Source organism: Brucella pseudintermedia (assembly GCF_008932435.1).
Taxonomy (GTDB): domain Bacteria; phylum Pseudomonadota; class Alphaproteobacteria; order Rhizobiales; family Rhizobiaceae; genus Brucella; species Brucella pseudintermedia.
Genome location: NZ_WBWE01000018.1, coordinates 44676 through 59975, shown reverse-complemented (window position 1 = coordinate 59975; position 15300 = coordinate 44676). Strand labels below are relative to the sequence as shown.

Below are 15300 nucleotides of genomic sequence, written 5' to 3'. Positions count from 1 at the left end.
AGCGCTAAACGCAAAAAATACCCAACCGGTTCTAAAACAAACACCCTGGCGCGGGGTGGAGCAGCCCGGTAGCTCGTCAGGCTCATAACCTGAAGGCCGCAGGTTCAAATCCTGCCCCCGCAACCAAAATCACATACAAAGCCCCGCAACAAAACGCGGGGCTTTTGTGTTTGTAGAGCTAAGATAGCTCCCCTCACCAACAAAAGCCGCACCCCAGACAACGCGCTGGACGCGGAAACCTCATGTCGGAGAAACAAGACATGGCGACGATCATAACGTCGCCATAAGTGATCGGGACGGCTTCCCTTTTTCCTCGGCAGAACCGGAAGCTTAGCTTCCGGTTTTTACTTCTGCCACCAGAGGCGCATTTGGAGCAAGTGCGTTACTGGATGGTGCTGCTTCCGTGGATTGCGATACGCATGCTGCTTCACCTTGCAACTCGTGGGCATCGACGTGCATGGAGAAACTCTTTCTCCAGCCTCCGTGGAAATAGAGGATTGATGACATCAGCAGGGTGGAAAGCATCGCGGCGGGAAAGCTCAGCCAGAGCGCATCCGTACCAAGCTGTTCCCGCAGGCCAAGAGCAACGCCGAGACGCACAGGATACATTGATACGAAAAGAATAACGAGCGGCCATATAACCTGGCCGTTGGCGCGTACGGTTCCGAAGAGAACCATAGTCACGCCGAAGGCGATGAATCCCCAGGTGGCTACCTGCCCGATGTGCCGGCCGATCGCGATGGCCGGGCTTTCAGCGCCGAGAAATATCTGCAGGGCCTGCCGGTCGGCGACCAGCAGCAGCACGACAAGAGCACCGGTCATCAGAACGGCATAGATTGTTCCAATGCGGGTTATGGCGCTGACACGGTCCCATTTTCCCGCGCCGATGTTCTGGGCTGCCATCGCACTGACCGCGGCCCCCAAAGCCATGGCCGGCATCTGCACATAGGTCCAGAGCTGCTGCGTGGCGCCGAAGGCGGCTGTCGTGTCCACACCCTCGCGGTTGACCAGCCGCATCATGGTCAGCATCGAGCTTGAGACGACGATCATCTGGACGCCCATTGGCAGCCCTTTGACAAAGATAAGCCGCAACAATTTTCGGTCCGGAACAAGAAGCCACAACTCCCTGCCGCGCAGCCGCAACGGCAGATCGCGATGGTAGATATAATAAAGCATCGCTGCGAGGCTTATGTAATTCGCGACAGCCGTTGCCAGTGCCGAACCCGCAATACCGAGCGCAGGCAGCGGACCCCAACCCAGGATAAAAAACGGGTTGAGCACTATGTCCAGAAGCACCGCCATTCCCATGAATATCAGCGGGGTCACCGCGTCGCCGCTGCCGCGCAAAGCCATCATCAGGATTGTCTGCATCAGGATCGCCGGCATGGCGAGAAATGTGACCTGCAGGAACGCGCGCGCCAGCGGCTCGATGGTGTCAGGCGTTCCCAGCAGCGCCAGAACTTTTGGGGCGAGCAGCCAGCCGATGGCTGCGACCACGATGCTGAGCGGCACGAAAGTGCCAACTGTGGTGCCCGCTATGGTGCGCGCGGTTTCTATATCCCTTCGCCCGAATGCCTGTCCGATCAGGATCGTCGATGCCATGCCGAAACCGAAGACGAAAGCGGTCAGCAGAAACATGACCAGATTGCCGTTCGTGGTGGCCGCCAGCGCATATTCGCCCAGCAACTGGCCGATCCAGATTGTGTCGATGGAACCATTGGCCGACTGCAATATGGAAGAGCCAAGCGTCGGCAGGGCAAAGAGCAGAAGAGCTTGATTGATCGGGGCTGTCGTCAGGTCAATGCTCTTTTTCATGGGGCCTCGTGATCAAAATGATATGCCGGGAGCAATTGGCAGGTGAACCGCGCGAATTTTGAAACAACTGCATCACTATTCTGTTCCAGCACAATGGTGGCAGTTTGCGTGGCGCGCGTAAAGTCACGGAAAAGAATGCCGAATGGAGTGCAAAGCGCGGGTGCGGCCCTTTTATACCATTCCCACCACCCAAAAGATTGCTAATATGTTCTCGGGCATGGAGGGGCCCGATCCATGAAAGGTCTGGCAGACGCATCCGCGCTGGGTGCCAACGGTAACGGCGAGAATGCCAGCGAGCGTGTCAGTGATCCGCACCCTTCCGAAGGGCGCAGGCCGCCGCAGCCAATGACGGGCGACGATGCCCCCACAGGCACGGACCAGCTCGACTGGCTCGTCGCAATGATCAATCACGTGCCGGATTTCATCTATGCCAAGGACCTGCAAGGGCGGTTCCTGTTTGCCAACGATGCGGTGGTCCGCAACAATGGCCTGTCAGACATCCATGAACTTATCGGGCTGACAGACTTCGATATTCATGGCGAAGCCGCGATTACGGCGCGCATTGCTGAAATCGAAAGGCGGGTCATGGAAAGCGGCGTGCCCGACCTTGGCTATGAAGAGCGTGCCATGCGCGGAGGTGCCGATCGCTGGCTGATGATTTCGCGCGTGCCTCTGCGTGACCGAAACGGCAATATCATCGGTGTTGTGGGTGTATCGCGCGACATTTCCATCAAGAAGAAAGCTGAACGCTTCATGCAGGTGCAAGCCCGCATTCTGGAAATGACGGTGAGTGCCGTTGCGATACCGGAATTCGTGGATCAATTGACCCGGTTGCTGGAAAGTCTGGCCACCGGCGTTCAGTGCGTCGCTGTTGTGACGGGTGAAACGGCTGACGATGTCATTATCTCGGCCCCCTCGCTGGCTTTTCCGGCGGACGACCTGAGGCGGGAGCCGCAGCCGCTTTCTCCGGCGCGCCTTGAAGCTGCGCTGACAGCGCTTGCTGCCGAGGGCAAAGCCATATTCTCCATGGAAATCCCGTCCGCGGACGGTGCAGGGCATGGCATTCTGGGCTTCATTGCCGATGGCGAGGCTTCTGACGATCACGACCTGCGCGAGTTTTTGGCCTCGGCCGCAGGGATGGCCGGAATTGCTATCGACAGGCGCATCGCCGACGAGCGCATCCGTTATCTGGCCGAACATGATGCGCTGACGGGACTGGCAAACCGGGCTTTTCTGGAACGGCGGCTCGAACATATGCTTGAGCACGCGTTAGCCCATTCGCGCAAAGTGGCTGTCGGCTTTCTCGACCTCGATCAGTTCAAGCCGGTCAACGATACGCTCGGGCACGCGGCCGGAGACAGGCTTTTGCAGCAGATTGCCGGGCGGATCCTGTTGTTGCTCGGCGAGGGGGAGCTTGCCGGTCGCATGGGGGGCGATGAATTCATTCTCGTTCTGAAGGCGGACGAGGGCGATTTCTGCTCGCGGCTGGAGGAGATAAGACGCAGGATCAGCGAGCCGGTCGAACTCAGCGGCACATCTCTGGAGATAACGTGTAGTATCGGTGTCGCCTGTTTTCCCCGGCATGGCCGGTTGGCGGGGGAATTGTTCGCGGCTGCGGATGCCGCCATGTATGACGCCAAGGCGAAGGGGCGCAATAGCGTCAGCATCTATTCTGTGGAGATGTCGCGCGATTTTGCATCGGACGGAAGCGGACAGTCATAACTCTTGCGTTATGTTCAGCCGATCCTCGCCTTGACGAACACGTCATAGCGCGTGCTTTTGCCGAGTATCTGATGGGAGGGTTTGCGCAATCCGGCCATGGGATCGGCGCGCAAGGGCCACTTCAGCACCACGCGGTATTGCGCGGCTTCCAGCGCCACCTGCATCAGCTTTTCGGCATCCGGATCGGTGCCGACGATCTCGCGGATCTGCCGCATTTCCTTCTTGACGAGCGCGCTGTTGCCGCGCGGCGGGTGCATCGGGTCGACCAGCACGACCTGCGGCTTCAGTTCAGGCAGGAGCAGGCGGGAATCCCCGTGCAAAAGCGTCATGCGCGCCACCGTTTCGGCATAGCGCCCGCCCTGCGCGGCGGCGCGCGCCAGTCCGTCCGCAAGAAGCCCATGCATCTTTTCCGAGCGCTCGATCAAGGTCACCTTCGCGCCGAGGGAGGCCAGCAGGAAGGCATCGCGCCCGAGACCAGCCGTCGCGTCGACGATTTCCGGCGTGGCGTCGCGCGTCAGCCCGGCTGCCTTGGCGAGAGGCTGGCCGCGTCCTTCGCCGGAGCGGAACCTGTGGCCGACAGCGCCGCCGACAAAATCAACGAGCAGTTCCGAGGTATCGATTTTCTGCGACATGATTGCTCTCAGAACGGGCAGGGCGCGGTGAAGCTCACGGCCCGGCCATCTGGGTGCCGGAAAGACAGCTCTTCCGCGTGGAGAAGAAGGCGGTCTGCGGCGGCGAGCGCTTCACCTTCGGCGTAGAATTCGTCGCCGAGGATCACATGGCCGAGCGCTTTCATATGCACCCGCAGCTGATGCGTGCGGCCAGTCAGGGGAAAGAGGCGCAGGCGCGTGGTGTTTTCGCTCCGGCCCAGAACCTGCCAGCGTGTCTGCGCGGGCTTGCCGTGAGCGTGATCGACACGATGACGCGGCTTGTTGTCGGGGTCTATCGCCAGGGGCAGGTCGATCAGACCCTGCTCTTCTTCAACGCGCCTCCAGACCACGGCGACGTAGGATTTTTCCGTGGTCCGCGCCTCGAACTGCGCGGCGATGGCGGCATGTGCCTTGCGGTCGAGCGACATCAGCACGATGCCCGATGTATCCTTGTCGAGACGATTGATCATCTGCGCCTGCGGATATTCTTCCTGAACGCGCGTTGCGAGACTGTCGGACAGGGCGGTATGACGCCCCGGTACGGACAGCAAGCCGCTCGGCTTGTCCAGCACGAGAAAACCCGCATCGCGATGAAGGATCGAGACATAGGGTTTCAGCGGGGGATGATAGACGGGAGCAACGGCGGATAACACACTCATGATCTTTTCTAGCATGGTTTCCTCCATGCGGAGAAGCATGCTCGTGTCTGCGGCGGCAAATGATGCGCTATCCACCGTCGGGCCATGTGATCGTGCAGGGAAACAAATGGCGGAGAGGGAGGGATTCGAACCCCCGATGGAGTTGCCCCCATGCCGCATTTCGAGTGCGGTGCTTTCAACCACTCAGCCACCTCTCCGCGTTGTGCAGCACTGTAAAACGACCCTTGAGGAATCGCACAGTAACAAGCATCAATAACGAATGCCGAGCGTGCAGCGGCTCAATAACGGGCCAGCGCCGATTAGACAAGAGCTAATTTGCATTCCGTTGTGAAAATTCTTGACTTTTCTGCCGCTTCGAACCTATAAGCACCAGACCTTGGGCGTGGGGTGATCCGCGCCTATTGTTTTGATTGCAGATTTCGGGCTTTCCCAAGGCTGCGATCAAGGGCAAGAGCCCGCTCACCAACCGACTGATAAAAAGACGGCCCATCGCTTCGACGCCAATGTCGCAGATCGTGAGAGCCGGACCGAACAACCGAAAGGACAACAAATGTTCGCAGTCATCAAGACCGGTGGCAAGCAGTATCGCGTTGCCGCAAACGACCTCATCAAGGTCGAAAAAGTTGCTGGCGAAGCCGGTGACATCGTAGAATTCGCAGAAGTCCTGATGGTCGGCACGACCATTGGCGCCCCGACCGTCGCCGGTGCCCTCGTCACCGCCGAAGTCGTTGAACAGGGCCGTGCCCGCAAGGTCATCGCGTTCAAGAAGCGTCGCCGTCAGAACTCGAAGCGCACCCGCGGTCATCGTCAGGAACTGACGACCATCCGCATCTCGGAAATCCTCACCGACGGCGCGAAGCCTTCCAAGACGGCCGCCGAGAAGAAGGCTCCGAAGGCAGACGCCGCTGAAGGCGAAGCCGCAAAGCCGAAGAAGGCAGCGCCCAAGAAGGCCGCAGCCAAGGCCGCAACGGCTGAGTAAACAGACAGATTAAAGGAGAACACCAATGGCACACAAAAAAGCTGGCGGTTCCTCGCGTAACGGTCGCGATTCAGAATCCAAACGCCTTGGCGTGAAGAAGTTCGGCGGCGAAGCTGTGCTCGCTGGCAACATCATCGTGCGCCAACGCGGCACGAAGTGGCATCCGGGCGCCAATGTCGGCCTCGGCAAGGACCACACGATTTTTGCAACCGTAAACGGCTCCGTGTCTTTCCGCACGAAAGCCAACGGTCGCACGTACGTGTCGGTTAACCCGATCGCGGAAGCAGCAGAGTAAGCCGGGCACTCTTTAAAGCACCGGCGTCCCATCGGACCCGGTGTAAATGGCAGCCTAGCCAAAAGATCGAAGGGAAGATGGGGCCACCCATCTTCCCTTTTTGCATTTGAGCGCATCTCGAAAAGTGTGAAGCGGTTTTCAAACAAGGTGCGCGTCAAATGAAACGCTCTGGAGGAACGAAAAATGGTTGTCGAAGTTCTGGAAGAAGATTGTTACGACGCTAGCAGTAGCGAAAGAAGAGGCAGTTACACCGATCTGTCGCCCGGCGCGGCAGGTGAAGCAAGCCCCGATCTGAGCGCGGATCTGGCTTATGAACTGGACTGTCCCGTCCTCGTCACTGAAAGGCTGGTGCTGCGCCCGCCACATGCCGAAGACGTGGATGCGATTTCCTATCTTGCCAATAACGCCCGCGTCTCCAGTATGCTTGCCCGTATGCCGCATCCATACACGCGTGAAAACGCCGTCGATTTTGTCGAGCGCGTGCGAAAAGGCGAGATGGGCAATTGCACCTACGCGATCACGCAAGCGGAAACCGGCATCTTCATGGGGTGCTGCGGCATCCATGCGCATAAGCACGGCGAGGGGCTGGAAATCGGCTACTGGCTGGGCGAACCCTATTGGGGCCACGGCTTTGCCACCGAAGCCGCGCATGTGCTGATCGATCTCGCTTTCCGCGCAACGGAAATCGAGCGGCTGCATGTCTCGTGCCGCGCCAGCAATGGCGGCTCGCGCCGCGTGATCCACAAATGCGGGTTCCAGTTCAGCAGCATGGGCATGGCCGACTCGCTTGCCGCAGGCAATGTGCCGGTGGAGCGCTATGTTCTCGACCGCCGCACCTGGATCGGGCTGAGAAGCTGGCAGTCGTAAGATAAGCAACGGTCCTGCGTGAAGCCTTTCCGGACAGGCGCAGGACCTATAATCATCGGGGAATGAAATGATGGATATGCACGCAATCGCCCGCGACAGGATCGTGGTGCGCGCGCTCGAAAAGGGCGACCTGCACCGCTACCGGGCTATAAGATTAAGCGGTTTGCAACTTGCGCCGATGGCTTTCGGTTCGAGTTTCGAGGAAGAAAACGCCTATTCGGACAGCGTCTTCGCGCGCCGTCTGGAACAGGTGGACGGCAATGTGGTTTTCGGTGCCTTCGACGGTGAAAACCTGCTGGGAACGGCAGGCATGTTCCGCCATGACCGCAAGTCCGAGCGCCATCGCGGTACGCTCTGGGGCGTCTATGTGGCTCCCGAAGCGCGCGGGCTGGACCTCGGCAGGGCTCTGGTCGGCAAGGTCGTCGACCACGCGGCCAGCCATGTCGTCGTTCTGGATGCCAAGGTGGTCGCGACCAACGAAGCCGCCAAACGTGTCTATTATGCGCTTGGCTTCAAGACTTACGGCGTGGAACCCAAGTCGCTCTGCGTTCAGGGCCAGTATCTGGATCAGGAATTGATCTATATCGATTTCACCGATCCTGAGCGGAACTCGAAATAGGCATAAACCGGCTTCCTCGACTGTTTGCAGGAAGCCGGTTTTGCTGTAATTGCAACACACCACAGGCGGGCACGCCCGCTTGTAACGATATCAGGGCGCGCGCCGCCCCAAAGCCTGCCGCAGCGCGGGCATCCAAGAAGGTTACGTTCAGATGAAGTTTCTCGATCAGGCAAAGATCTATATCCGCTCCGGCAATGGCGGGGCGGGGGCGGTTTCGTTCCGCCGCGAGAAATTTCTCGAATTCGGCGGTCCAGACGGCGGCGACGGCGGACGCGGCGGCGATGTGTGGGTGGAGGCCGTTGACGGCCTCAACACGCTGATCGATTATCGCTACCAGCAGCATTTCCGGGCCAAGACCGGCATGCATGGCATGGGCCGCAACATGACCGGCGGCAAGGGCGACGACGTTGTCCTCAAAGTGCCGGTCGGCACGCAGATTTTCGAGGAAGACGACGAAACGCTCATCTGCGACATTACCGAAATCGGCCAGCGCTATCGTCTTGCCAAGGGCGGCAATGGCGGTTTCGGCAACCTGCATTTCACGACCTCGACCAACCGCGCGCCGCGCCGCGCCAATCCGGGACAGGAAGGCATCGAGCGCACCATCTGGCTGCGCCTGAAGCTGATTGCCGATGCCGGTCTGGTCGGCCTGCCCAATGCCGGAAAATCCACTTTCCTCGCAAGCGTGACAGCGGCAAAGCCGAAGATTGCCGATTATCCTTTCACCACGCTGCACCCCAATCTGGGCGTGGCGCGTGTGGACGGGCGCGAGTTTGTCATCGCCGATATTCCGGGCCTGATCGAAGGGGCGAGCGAAGGCGTCGGCCTTGGCGACCGCTTCCTCGGCCATGTCGAGCGCACGCGCGTCCTTCTGCATCTGGTGTCGGCGCAGGAAGAAGATGTGGCCAAGGCCTACAAGGTCATTCGCGGCGAGCTGGAAGCCTATGAGCACGGGCTTGCCGACAAGCCGGAGATCGTGGCGCTGTCGCAGGTGGATACGCTGGACGCGGAAGCGCGCAAGGCCAAGGTCAAGGCGCTGAAAAAGGCATGTGGGCGCGATCCGCTGCTGCTTTCGGCGGTCAGCCATGAAGGTCTGAACGACGCGTTGCGCCAGCTCGCCGCCGTTATTGACCAGAGCCGCGCCGCAGAGGCCGGTACGGCGCAAGCCGAAGAATAAGCGTCGGATTTTATTTTGGATGCGGCGAGGGGAATGAAGGCATGCTGAAGAAACTGAAAGATTATCGCCGCATCGTTGTCAAAATCGGGTCCGCACTTCTGGTGGATCGTGCAAGCGGCCTCAAGCGCGACTGGCTGGAAAGTCTCGGACAGGATATCGCCGCGCTGCATCACGCAGGCGTAGAGGTGCTGGTGGTCTCGTCCGGCGCCATTGCGCTCGGGCGCACGGTGCTGGGCCTGCCGAAGAAGGCGCTGAAGCTTGAGGAAAGCCAGGCCGCTGCCGCTGCCGGCCAGATCGCGCTCGCCAAGGCCTATGCCGATGTGCTGGGCGGTCATTCCATCCGTTCCGGCCAGATTCTCGTGACACTTTCCGATACCGAGGAGCGCCGCCGCTATCTCAATGCGCGCGCGACCATCGAGACGCTGTTGAAGCTGAAGGCCGTGCCGGTCATCAACGAGAACGACACGGTGGCAACCACCGAAATCCGCTATGGCGACAATGATCGTCTGGCCGCACGCGTGGCGACGATGATGGGCGCGGACCTTCTGGTCCTGCTGTCGGATATTGACGGGCTTTATACGGCCCCGCCGCACAAGAACCCGGATGCGCAGTTTCTGCCATTGGTCGAAACCATCACGCCGCAGATCGAGGCCATGGCAGGCGCAGCGGCGTCCGAACTGTCGCGCGGCGGCATGAAGACCAAGCTCGACGCGGGCAAGATCGCCAATGCCGCCGGGACCGCGATGATCATCACGTCGGGCACGCGTTTCGGCCCGCTTTCGGCCATCGACCGCGGCGAGCGCGCAACGCTGTTCGAGCCGGCGCGCGCGCCGGTCAATGCGTGGAAGACGTGGATTTCCGGCAATCTGGAACCGGCTGGCCGGTTGACGGTGGACGCGGGTGCGGCCAAGGCGCTGAAATCCGGCAAGTCGCTCTTGCCTGCGGGCGTGAAGGAAATCGACGGCCAGTTCGAGCGCGGCGATACGGTTGCGGTGATGAACGAGGACGGGCGCGAGATCGCCCGTGGCCTGATCGCCTACGATGCCGAGGATGCGCGCAAGATCGCAGGCCATAAAAGCGATGAGATCAGCGAAATTCTTGGCTATGATGCGCGCGCGGCGATGATCCATCGCAACGATCTGGTTGTGCGCGCGGCCAGCAATGCGGACGCGGTGCAGGGGGAGAGGACATGCTGACCAAGGCAGAGACGGCAAACGATATTGCTGCCGTGATGGCGGAGGTGGGGCGCAAGGCGCGCGCCGCCGCAGCACCCCTTGCCATCGCCACCACCGACCAGAAGAACAGGGCGCTGATTGCCGCCGCCGATGCGATGCTGGAAGCGCGGGCCGACATTCTGGAAGCCAACAGGCTTGATCTTGGCCATGCGGAAAAGAACGGCATGGCGGCATCCTTCATCGACCGGCTGACGCTGGATGACAGCCGGATCAAGGCCATTGCTGACGGTATCCGCGCCATCGCCGCGCTCCCCGATCCGGTTGGCGAAGTGATTGCAGAGTGGGATCGTCCGAACGGGCTTCATATCGAGCGCGTACGCACGCCGCTTGGCGTGATCGGCGTCATTTACGAAAGCCGCCCCAATGTAACCGCCGATGCCGGAGCGCTGTGTCTCAAGGCGGGCAATGCCGTCATCCTGCGCGGCGGATCGGATTCGGCGCATTCGTCGGCTGCCATTCACAAGGCGCTGGTCAGGGGGCTTGAAGCGGCGAACCTGCCAGCCGATGCGATCCAGATCGTGCCGGTGACGGACCGTGCGGCTGTTGGCGAAATGCTGAAAGGTCTTGGCGGCGCGATTGACGTGATCGTGCCGCGCGGCGGCAAAAGCCTTGTTGCGCGGGTTCAGTCGGAAGCGCGGGTGCCGGTCTTCGCGCATCTGGAAGGCATCTGCCATCTTTATATCGACAAGTCCGCCGATCTCGACATGGCCCGCAAGATTGCGATCAACGCCAAGATGCGGCGCACCGGCATTTGCGGTGCTGCGGAAACGCTGCTGGTGGATCGCGCCGCGGCTGCGACGCATCTCGCGCCGATCCTCGAAGATTTGTCTGCCAAGGGCTGCGAAATTCGCGGCAGCGAAGCGGTGAGGGCGCTCTATCCGGCGGCAAAGCCTGCCACGGAAGAAGACTGGTCGACCGAATATCTCGATGCGATCATTTCCGTTGCGCTGGTCGACGGCATTTCGGGTGCGATTGACCATATCAACCGCTATTCGTCGCATCATACCGAAGCCATCGTGGCGGAAGATGCGGAAGCGGTTGCGCGGTTCTTCAACGAGATCGACTCGGCCATTCTCCTGCACAATGCCTCTACGCAATTTGCCGATGGCGGCGAGTTCGGCATGGGAGCGGAAATCGGCATTGCCACCGGCAAGATGCATGCGCGTGGGCCGGTTGGCGTCGAGCAGCTGACCTCGTTCAAATATCGCGTGCGCGGCAACGGGCAGATTCGAAGCTGATGCGTTTTGGCTTCGGGCTTTCTGCGCTCAAGGAACAATATCCCGGCGTCGATGCGCATTATCTGCGCATGCCCCATGTCGAAAAGGGCATGGCGGTGGGGCTGTTCGGCGGCTCGTTCAATCCGCCGCATGAAGGCCATGCGCTTGTGGCGGAAATCGCCATAAGGCGGCTGAAGCTCGACCAGCTCTGGTGGATGGTGACGCCCGGCAATCCGCTGAAGGACAGCCGCGAACTGGCGCCGCTCGCCGACCGGCTGAAGCTGAGCGAGCAAGTGGCCAAAGACCCGCGCATCAAGGTGACGGCGCTGGAGGCGGCTTTCAATGTGCGCTACACGGCGGATACGCTGGCGCTCATCCGCGATGCCAATCCCGGTGTTCATTTCGTCTGGGTGATGGGGGCGGACAATCTCGCCTCCTTCCACCGCTGGCAGCGCTGGCGCGAGATTGCGCAGAATTTTCCGATTGCGGTCATCGACCGGCCGGGCTCGACGCTCGCCTATCTGTCGTCGCGCATGGCGCAGACATTTTCCGACAGCCGCGTCGATGAGCAATATGCGCCGATACTGGCGCGGCGCACGCCCCCGGCCTGGACCTTCATCCATGGGCCGCGTTCGTCGCTGTCCTCCACCGCCATTCGCAAGACCCGTACCGCATCTTGATGGTTTCCTGACAATTCCTGCAAGATATGCGTATAGCGGGCAAAGAAACTAAAAAAGTGAACGGGCAGGAAAAGCTCGTGCTCTTGAAACAAAACAGGGACTCTGCCTATTTTAGGGCGTGTGGTGCTTACAACTGCCACACTGCGTTGTTCTGTTGAGAAAGGGAATACACTGAGAACAGCAATTGAGAAGAAGGCTCATCACGTGCCTTCCACGGTCGGGATGGACGAGTCCAATCTCGTGTCCCAGACCTTCGACGCGGCCTTGGCCGGTCTCGAAAACTCCAAGGCGGAATCCATCATCCCCATCGACATTCGCGGAAGATCAACGATCGGCGATTTCATGATCGTCGCGTCGGGCCGTTCGCATCGCCATGTGACGGCGGTTGCCGACCATCTTTTGCAGGCCCTGCGTGAAACGGGCTGCAAGGATATGCGGGTCGAAGGTCTCGAGAGTGGCGATTGGGTTCTCATCGATACCGGCGATATCATCGTCCATATCTTCCGGCCGGAAGTCCGCGACTTCTACAATATAGAGAAGATCTGGCTCGACGAGGGTTTCGACGAAGAACGAGCACTCGAAACGGTGCATTAGAGCATTCGAACCAAAAGTGCGGAGCGCTTTTGGGCGGAATAATGTGTGAAGAAGATTAAAGCGTGACACGCTTTAGTTCGATGAATTGAGAGCGTCATGCGTGTGAGTGTTTTTGCCGTGGGCCGGATGAAAGCCGGCCCCGAACGGGAACTGGTCGAGCGTTATTTCGACCGGTTTTCCAAGGCTGGCCCGCCTTTGGGGCTGGAATTTGGCGGTGTGAGCGAGATTGCCGAAAGCCGCGGCCAGGCGGCGGATCTGCGCAAGGCCGAAGAGGCCCAGCGCATCCATGAAGCGCTTGACAATGGTGCGGCGCTAATCCTGCTTGACGAGCGCGGCAAGGCGCTCGGATCGGAAGCTTTTGCGGATCGCATCGGGCGGATGCGGGACGACGGCAAGCGCCAGCTCATCGTTGCCATTGGCGGGCCGGATGGCCACGATCCGGCCTTGCGATCACGCGCCGATCTCGTTCTGGCGCTGGGCGAATTGACCTGGCCGCACCAGATCGCCCGCATTCTCATTGCCGAGCAGCTTTATCGCGCCGCCACCATTCTGTCGGGTCATCCCTATCATCGGTCATGACTATGGGGTGGCAATTACTCAAGCGGGCTGATCTTCCCCGCCCGATGGGCTTTGATTCGTTGTGAAGGTATTTTTTACTCTTCTCGATAATATCAAATATGGAACAAATAATAATGAAACCGAATTTGATATAAATGAGTGTCTATCCATATATTGGCTATCCAGTATGAAGTGATACGATAGTCCTATTAAGTTAACTGTAGCCATATTCAGCATTAAAACTTTAAGTATAAAGAATGTGAGAAGGGCGTTTTTGGTTTTTAAATCCCTTCTTATTGCCAAATATAATGAAGTTATTCCTAGAATAATAAGTATTGATTGCAATATAATTACGAAAACTATAGATAACACTAATAGTTTTTCGCTATAATATATTTCATAAATAATATCGGCGCTGTAAGCATTCAGTGTATAAAATATATCAAGCGAGATAAATATTGTTGAGGAGATTACTGCTATGATTGGAATCAGCAGGAATCCACCAATTCCTACCGGTTCCTTTTTAAAGAAATCTATAAACATTGTCGTTCCTTGCCTGATCGTCAGGCCCGTCTAAATTCCTAATAGTTCTGGCAGGCTATCATCGTTCTCGAAATGCGTAATGCAGGCGGATGCAGCCGCGGTCAAGCGTCTTCGCACTGAGGAGAACGGGGCTTGCCTTGAAGCCGACAGCCGGAAACAGCGGTATGCCGCCGCCGATCAGTTCCGGCATGAGGTAAATCTCGATTTCATCCAGCGCGCCGCGTTCCAGAAACGCCATCTGCAACTGGCCGCCGCCAAGCATCCACACATCGCCATCATCGAGCGCACGCAGTTCCGCGATCAGCGCATCGATGTCGTGGCGGATTTCAAGCGGTCCCTTCGGATTCTCGATGGGGCGCGAGGTGACGACAATGCTTCTCTGGTCGCGATAGGCCCAAGGCTCATCGCTTTCCGCCACGAAATCATAGGTCGTGCGGCCCATGACGACAGTGCGGATCGACTTGATGAAGTTGCGATAGTCATGCTCGCCCAGATCGGCGTCTCCATATTTGAACAGCCAGTCGAGATTTCCGTTCTCAGCCGCAATGAAACCGTCGAGACTGGCGGCGATGTAGCCGACAATTTTCGCCATGATGAACTCTCCTGTTGATTTATAAATGAACATACGTTTATATATTGTCCATGGCAAGAACGAAATCCATATCCGATGAGGCGGTGCTCGACCGGTTGATCACAATGGTCTCGGAGGCTGGTCCTGAGGGGTTGACCTTCGCGCGGGCGGCGAAGGCTGCCGGGCTTTCCGCCGCCACACTGGTCCAGCGGTACGGCAACCGGGAAGCCATGCTTGAGGCGGTGCTGCTGCGGGCGTGGGACAGGCTCGATGCGGCGACGCGTGCTGCCGATGAAGATGCGGCCCCCGGCCCGCAGGGGGCTGTCGATCTGTTGATGGCGCTGATGCCATCCGATGCCGCTGAATATAATGCCACCGACGGGCTTCTGCTGCTGCGCGAGGATATTCGCAATCCGGTGCTGCGGGCGCGGGGCGCGGCATGGGGCGTCGATCTCGCCCATGCGCTGGGGCGCAGGCTTTCAGGCGATGCGGAAAAAGCCGAACGCCTCGGCTGGCAGATGGCCAATATCTGGCAAGGCGCGCTTATATGGTGGGCGTTCAGGCGTTCCGAGCCGCCGGAAACGACCATCCGGCGCGCGCTGGAGGAATGGCTGGAGGCAGTCTTACCTTCCTGACGGCCTTCCCGAATTCTGTTGTACGATCATGCCCTGCTTTGTAGGCTCCGGCCGCAAACGGCAGGAGAGCTCTCATGCGCGTCGAACAACTGGATCATGTACAACTTGCCATGCCGCACGGCGGGGAAGAGCAGGCACGCGCATTCTATGGCGGGCTGCTCGGCCTACCGGAAGTCCCGAAGCCGTCGAATCTCGCCGCTCGCGGCGGCTGCTGGTTCGAGCGCGGCGCTTTGAAAATCCATCTGGGTGTCGACACAGCTTTCGTGGCTGCGCGCAAGGCGCATCCGGCATTCCTGATAGACGGCCTTGATGAGCTGGTCGAAATCCTGTCCGAAGCCGGTTATCCGGTCAGCGAGGATGAGCCGCTGGAAGGCTATAAGCGCTGTTATGTTTCCGATCCCTTCGGGAACCGCATCGAACTGATGGAACGGCTTTCGGCCTAAACCGGTCGTTATGGTTGATGCTTCGTTAACGGTATCGGGCT

At 59.2% G+C, this 15300-nt stretch carries 18 protein-coding genes and 2 tRNA genes; 14 read left to right on the top strand and 6 right to left on the bottom strand.

The window, feature by feature from the left end; all coding sequences use genetic code 11:
* Positions 1–49: 49 nt before the first annotated feature.
* Positions 50–126 (top strand) — tRNA-Met (locus F9K78_RS20095).
* Positions 127–330: 204 nt separating this feature from the next.
* Here the strand turns inward: F9K78_RS20095 and F9K78_RS20090 are convergent.
* Positions 331–1815, bottom strand: a complete 1485-nt coding sequence (locus F9K78_RS20090) for an MATE family efflux transporter (protein ID WP_121987142.1) — start codon at positions 1813–1815, stop codon at positions 331–333.
* Positions 1816–2049: 234 nt separating this feature from the next.
* On the opposite strand from F9K78_RS20090, the gene F9K78_RS20085 reads away from it, so the two are divergent.
* Complete coding sequence (locus F9K78_RS20085) at positions 2050–3537, top strand: diguanylate cyclase domain-containing protein (RefSeq protein WP_121987141.1); 1488 nt, start codon at positions 2050–2052, stop codon at positions 3535–3537.
* 14 nt (positions 3538–3551) lie between these two features.
* Here F9K78_RS20085 and F9K78_RS20080 read toward each other — a convergent pair whose 3' ends face one another.
* The 3 genes from F9K78_RS20080 to F9K78_RS20070 all read right to left on the bottom strand — a co-directional run bounded on the left by F9K78_RS20080 (position 3552) and on the right by F9K78_RS20070 (position 5043).
* Positions 3552–4169 (bottom strand): class I SAM-dependent methyltransferase, encoded by a 618-nt coding sequence (locus F9K78_RS20080; protein ID WP_121987140.1) that lies wholly within the window; start codon positions 4167–4169, stop codon positions 3552–3554.
* An 8-nt stretch (positions 4170–4177) separates the two neighbouring features.
* On the bottom strand, positions 4178–4846 hold the full coding sequence (locus tag F9K78_RS20075) for a pseudouridine synthase (protein ID WP_121987143.1): 669 nt from the start codon (positions 4844–4846) through the stop codon (positions 4178–4180).
* Between the two features lie 107 nt (positions 4847–4953).
* Positions 4954–5043 (bottom strand) — tRNA-Ser (locus tag F9K78_RS20070).
* A 353-nt stretch (positions 5044–5396) separates the two neighbouring features.
* On the opposite strand from F9K78_RS20070, the gene rplU reads away from it, so the two are divergent.
* From rplU to rlmH, 10 genes are all read left to right on the top strand, one after another.
* Positions 5397–5825 (top strand): 50S ribosomal protein L21, encoded by a 429-nt coding sequence (gene rplU, locus F9K78_RS20065; RefSeq protein ID WP_121987139.1) that lies wholly within the window; start codon positions 5397–5399, stop codon positions 5823–5825.
* Between the two features lie 25 nt (positions 5826–5850).
* The gene (gene rpmA, locus F9K78_RS20060; RefSeq protein WP_002964927.1) at positions 5851–6120 is read left to right on the top strand and encodes a 50S ribosomal protein L27; all 270 of its coding nucleotides are present in this window, start codon (positions 5851–5853) and stop codon (positions 6118–6120) included.
* Between the two features lie 183 nt (positions 6121–6303).
* Positions 6304–6987, top strand: a complete 684-nt coding sequence (locus F9K78_RS20055) for a GNAT family N-acetyltransferase (protein ID WP_121987138.1) — start codon at positions 6304–6306, stop codon at positions 6985–6987.
* A 67-nt stretch (positions 6988–7054) separates the two neighbouring features.
* Positions 7055–7606: a GNAT family N-acetyltransferase gene (locus F9K78_RS20050; protein ID WP_121987137.1), complete on the top strand. Its 552-nt coding sequence runs from the start codon at positions 7055–7057 to the stop codon at positions 7604–7606.
* Between the two features lie 151 nt (positions 7607–7757).
* Complete coding sequence (gene obgE, locus F9K78_RS20045; RefSeq protein ID WP_121983868.1) at positions 7758–8783, top strand: GTPase ObgE; 1026 nt, start codon at positions 7758–7760, stop codon at positions 8781–8783.
* 41 nt (positions 8784–8824) lie between these two features.
* Positions 8825–9979 carry a glutamate 5-kinase gene (gene proB / locus F9K78_RS20040; RefSeq protein WP_121987136.1) on the top strand — a complete coding sequence of 385 codons (1155 nt, stop codon included), beginning with the start codon at positions 8825–8827 and terminating at the stop codon, positions 9977–9979.
* Positions 9973–11256 carry a glutamate-5-semialdehyde dehydrogenase gene (locus F9K78_RS20035; protein ID WP_121987135.1) on the top strand — a complete coding sequence of 428 codons (1284 nt, stop codon included), beginning with the start codon at positions 9973–9975 and terminating at the stop codon, positions 11254–11256. Before proB ends, F9K78_RS20035 begins: the two co-directional genes overlap by 7 nt.
* On the top strand, positions 11256–11915 hold the full coding sequence (locus F9K78_RS20030) for a nicotinate-nucleotide adenylyltransferase (RefSeq protein WP_121983865.1): 660 nt from the start codon (positions 11256–11258) through the stop codon (positions 11913–11915). Before F9K78_RS20035 ends, F9K78_RS20030 begins: the two co-directional genes overlap by 1 nt.
* A gap of 222 nt (positions 11916–12137) precedes the next feature.
* The gene (gene rsfS / locus F9K78_RS20025) at positions 12138–12509 is read left to right on the top strand and encodes a ribosome silencing factor (protein WP_121987134.1); all 372 of its coding nucleotides are present in this window, start codon (positions 12138–12140) and stop codon (positions 12507–12509) included.
* Positions 12510–12605: 96 nt separating this feature from the next.
* Entirely contained in the window at positions 12606–13088 is a 483-nt protein-coding gene (rlmH, locus tag F9K78_RS20020) for a 23S rRNA (pseudouridine(1915)-N(3))-methyltransferase RlmH (protein WP_121987133.1), read from the top strand.
* A gap of 18 nt (positions 13089–13106) precedes the next feature.
* On the opposite strand, the gene F9K78_RS20015 is transcribed toward rlmH, so the two are convergent.
* The gene (locus F9K78_RS20015; protein ID WP_121987132.1) at positions 13107–13610 is read right to left on the bottom strand and encodes a DUF2569 family protein; all 504 of its coding nucleotides are present in this window, start codon (positions 13608–13610) and stop codon (positions 13107–13109) included.
* Positions 13611–13668: 58 nt separating this feature from the next.
* The gene (locus tag F9K78_RS20010) at positions 13669–14202 is read right to left on the bottom strand and encodes a dihydrofolate reductase family protein (RefSeq protein ID WP_121987131.1); all 534 of its coding nucleotides are present in this window, start codon (positions 14200–14202) and stop codon (positions 13669–13671) included.
* Between the two features lie 50 nt (positions 14203–14252).
* Here F9K78_RS20010 and F9K78_RS20005 point away from each other — a divergent pair, with 50 nt between their 5' ends.
* Positions 14253–14816 (top strand): TetR family transcriptional regulator, encoded by a 564-nt coding sequence (locus F9K78_RS20005; protein ID WP_151682629.1) that lies wholly within the window; start codon positions 14253–14255, stop codon positions 14814–14816.
* Positions 14817–14890: 74 nt separating this feature from the next.
* Entirely contained in the window at positions 14891–15259 is a 369-nt protein-coding gene (locus F9K78_RS20000) for a VOC family protein (protein ID WP_121987129.1), read from the top strand.
* The last annotated feature ends 41 nt before the right edge of the window (positions 15260–15300 follow it).

Excerpts from the sequence above, each read along its gene's own strand:
- F9K78_RS20090 (WP_121987142.1), bottom strand. The coding sequence starts at position 1,815 with ATGAAAAAGAGCATTGACCTGACGACAGCCCCGATCAATCAAGCTCTT.
- F9K78_RS20085 (WP_121987141.1), top strand. The coding sequence starts at position 2,050 with ATGAAAGGTCTGGCAGACGCATCCGCGCTGGGTGCCAACGGTAACGGC.
- F9K78_RS20080 (WP_121987140.1), bottom strand. The coding sequence starts at position 4,169 with ATGTCGCAGAAAATCGATACCTCGGAACTGCTCGTTGATTTTGTCGGC.
- F9K78_RS20075 (WP_121987143.1), bottom strand. The coding sequence starts at position 4,846 with ATGAGTGTGTTATCCGCCGTTGCTCCCGTCTATCATCCCCCGCTGAAA.
- rplU (WP_121987139.1), top strand. The coding sequence starts at position 5,397 with ATGTTCGCAGTCATCAAGACCGGTGGCAAGCAGTATCGCGTTGCCGCA.
- rpmA (WP_002964927.1), top strand. The coding sequence starts at position 5,851 with ATGGCACACAAAAAAGCTGGCGGTTCCTCGCGTAACGGTCGCGATTCA.
- F9K78_RS20055 (WP_121987138.1), top strand. The coding sequence starts at position 6,304 with ATGGTTGTCGAAGTTCTGGAAGAAGATTGTTACGACGCTAGCAGTAGC.
- F9K78_RS20050 (WP_121987137.1), top strand. The coding sequence starts at position 7,055 with ATGATGGATATGCACGCAATCGCCCGCGACAGGATCGTGGTGCGCGCG.
- obgE (WP_121983868.1), top strand. The coding sequence starts at position 7,758 with ATGAAGTTTCTCGATCAGGCAAAGATCTATATCCGCTCCGGCAATGGC.
- proB (WP_121987136.1), top strand. The coding sequence starts at position 8,825 with ATGCTGAAGAAACTGAAAGATTATCGCCGCATCGTTGTCAAAATCGGG.
- F9K78_RS20035 (WP_121987135.1), top strand. The coding sequence starts at position 9,973 with ATGCTGACCAAGGCAGAGACGGCAAACGATATTGCTGCCGTGATGGCG.
- F9K78_RS20030 (WP_121983865.1), top strand. The coding sequence starts at position 11,256 with ATGCGTTTTGGCTTCGGGCTTTCTGCGCTCAAGGAACAATATCCCGGC.
- rsfS (WP_121987134.1), top strand. The coding sequence starts at position 12,138 with ATGGACGAGTCCAATCTCGTGTCCCAGACCTTCGACGCGGCCTTGGCC.
- rlmH (WP_121987133.1), top strand. The coding sequence starts at position 12,606 with ATGCGTGTGAGTGTTTTTGCCGTGGGCCGGATGAAAGCCGGCCCCGAA.
- F9K78_RS20015 (WP_121987132.1), bottom strand. The coding sequence starts at position 13,610 with ATGTTTATAGATTTCTTTAAAAAGGAACCGGTAGGAATTGGTGGATTC.
- F9K78_RS20010 (WP_121987131.1), bottom strand. The coding sequence starts at position 14,202 with ATGGCGAAAATTGTCGGCTACATCGCCGCCAGTCTCGACGGTTTCATT.
- F9K78_RS20005 (WP_151682629.1), top strand. The coding sequence starts at position 14,253 with ATGGCAAGAACGAAATCCATATCCGATGAGGCGGTGCTCGACCGGTTG.
- F9K78_RS20000 (WP_121987129.1), top strand. The coding sequence starts at position 14,891 with ATGCGCGTCGAACAACTGGATCATGTACAACTTGCCATGCCGCACGGC.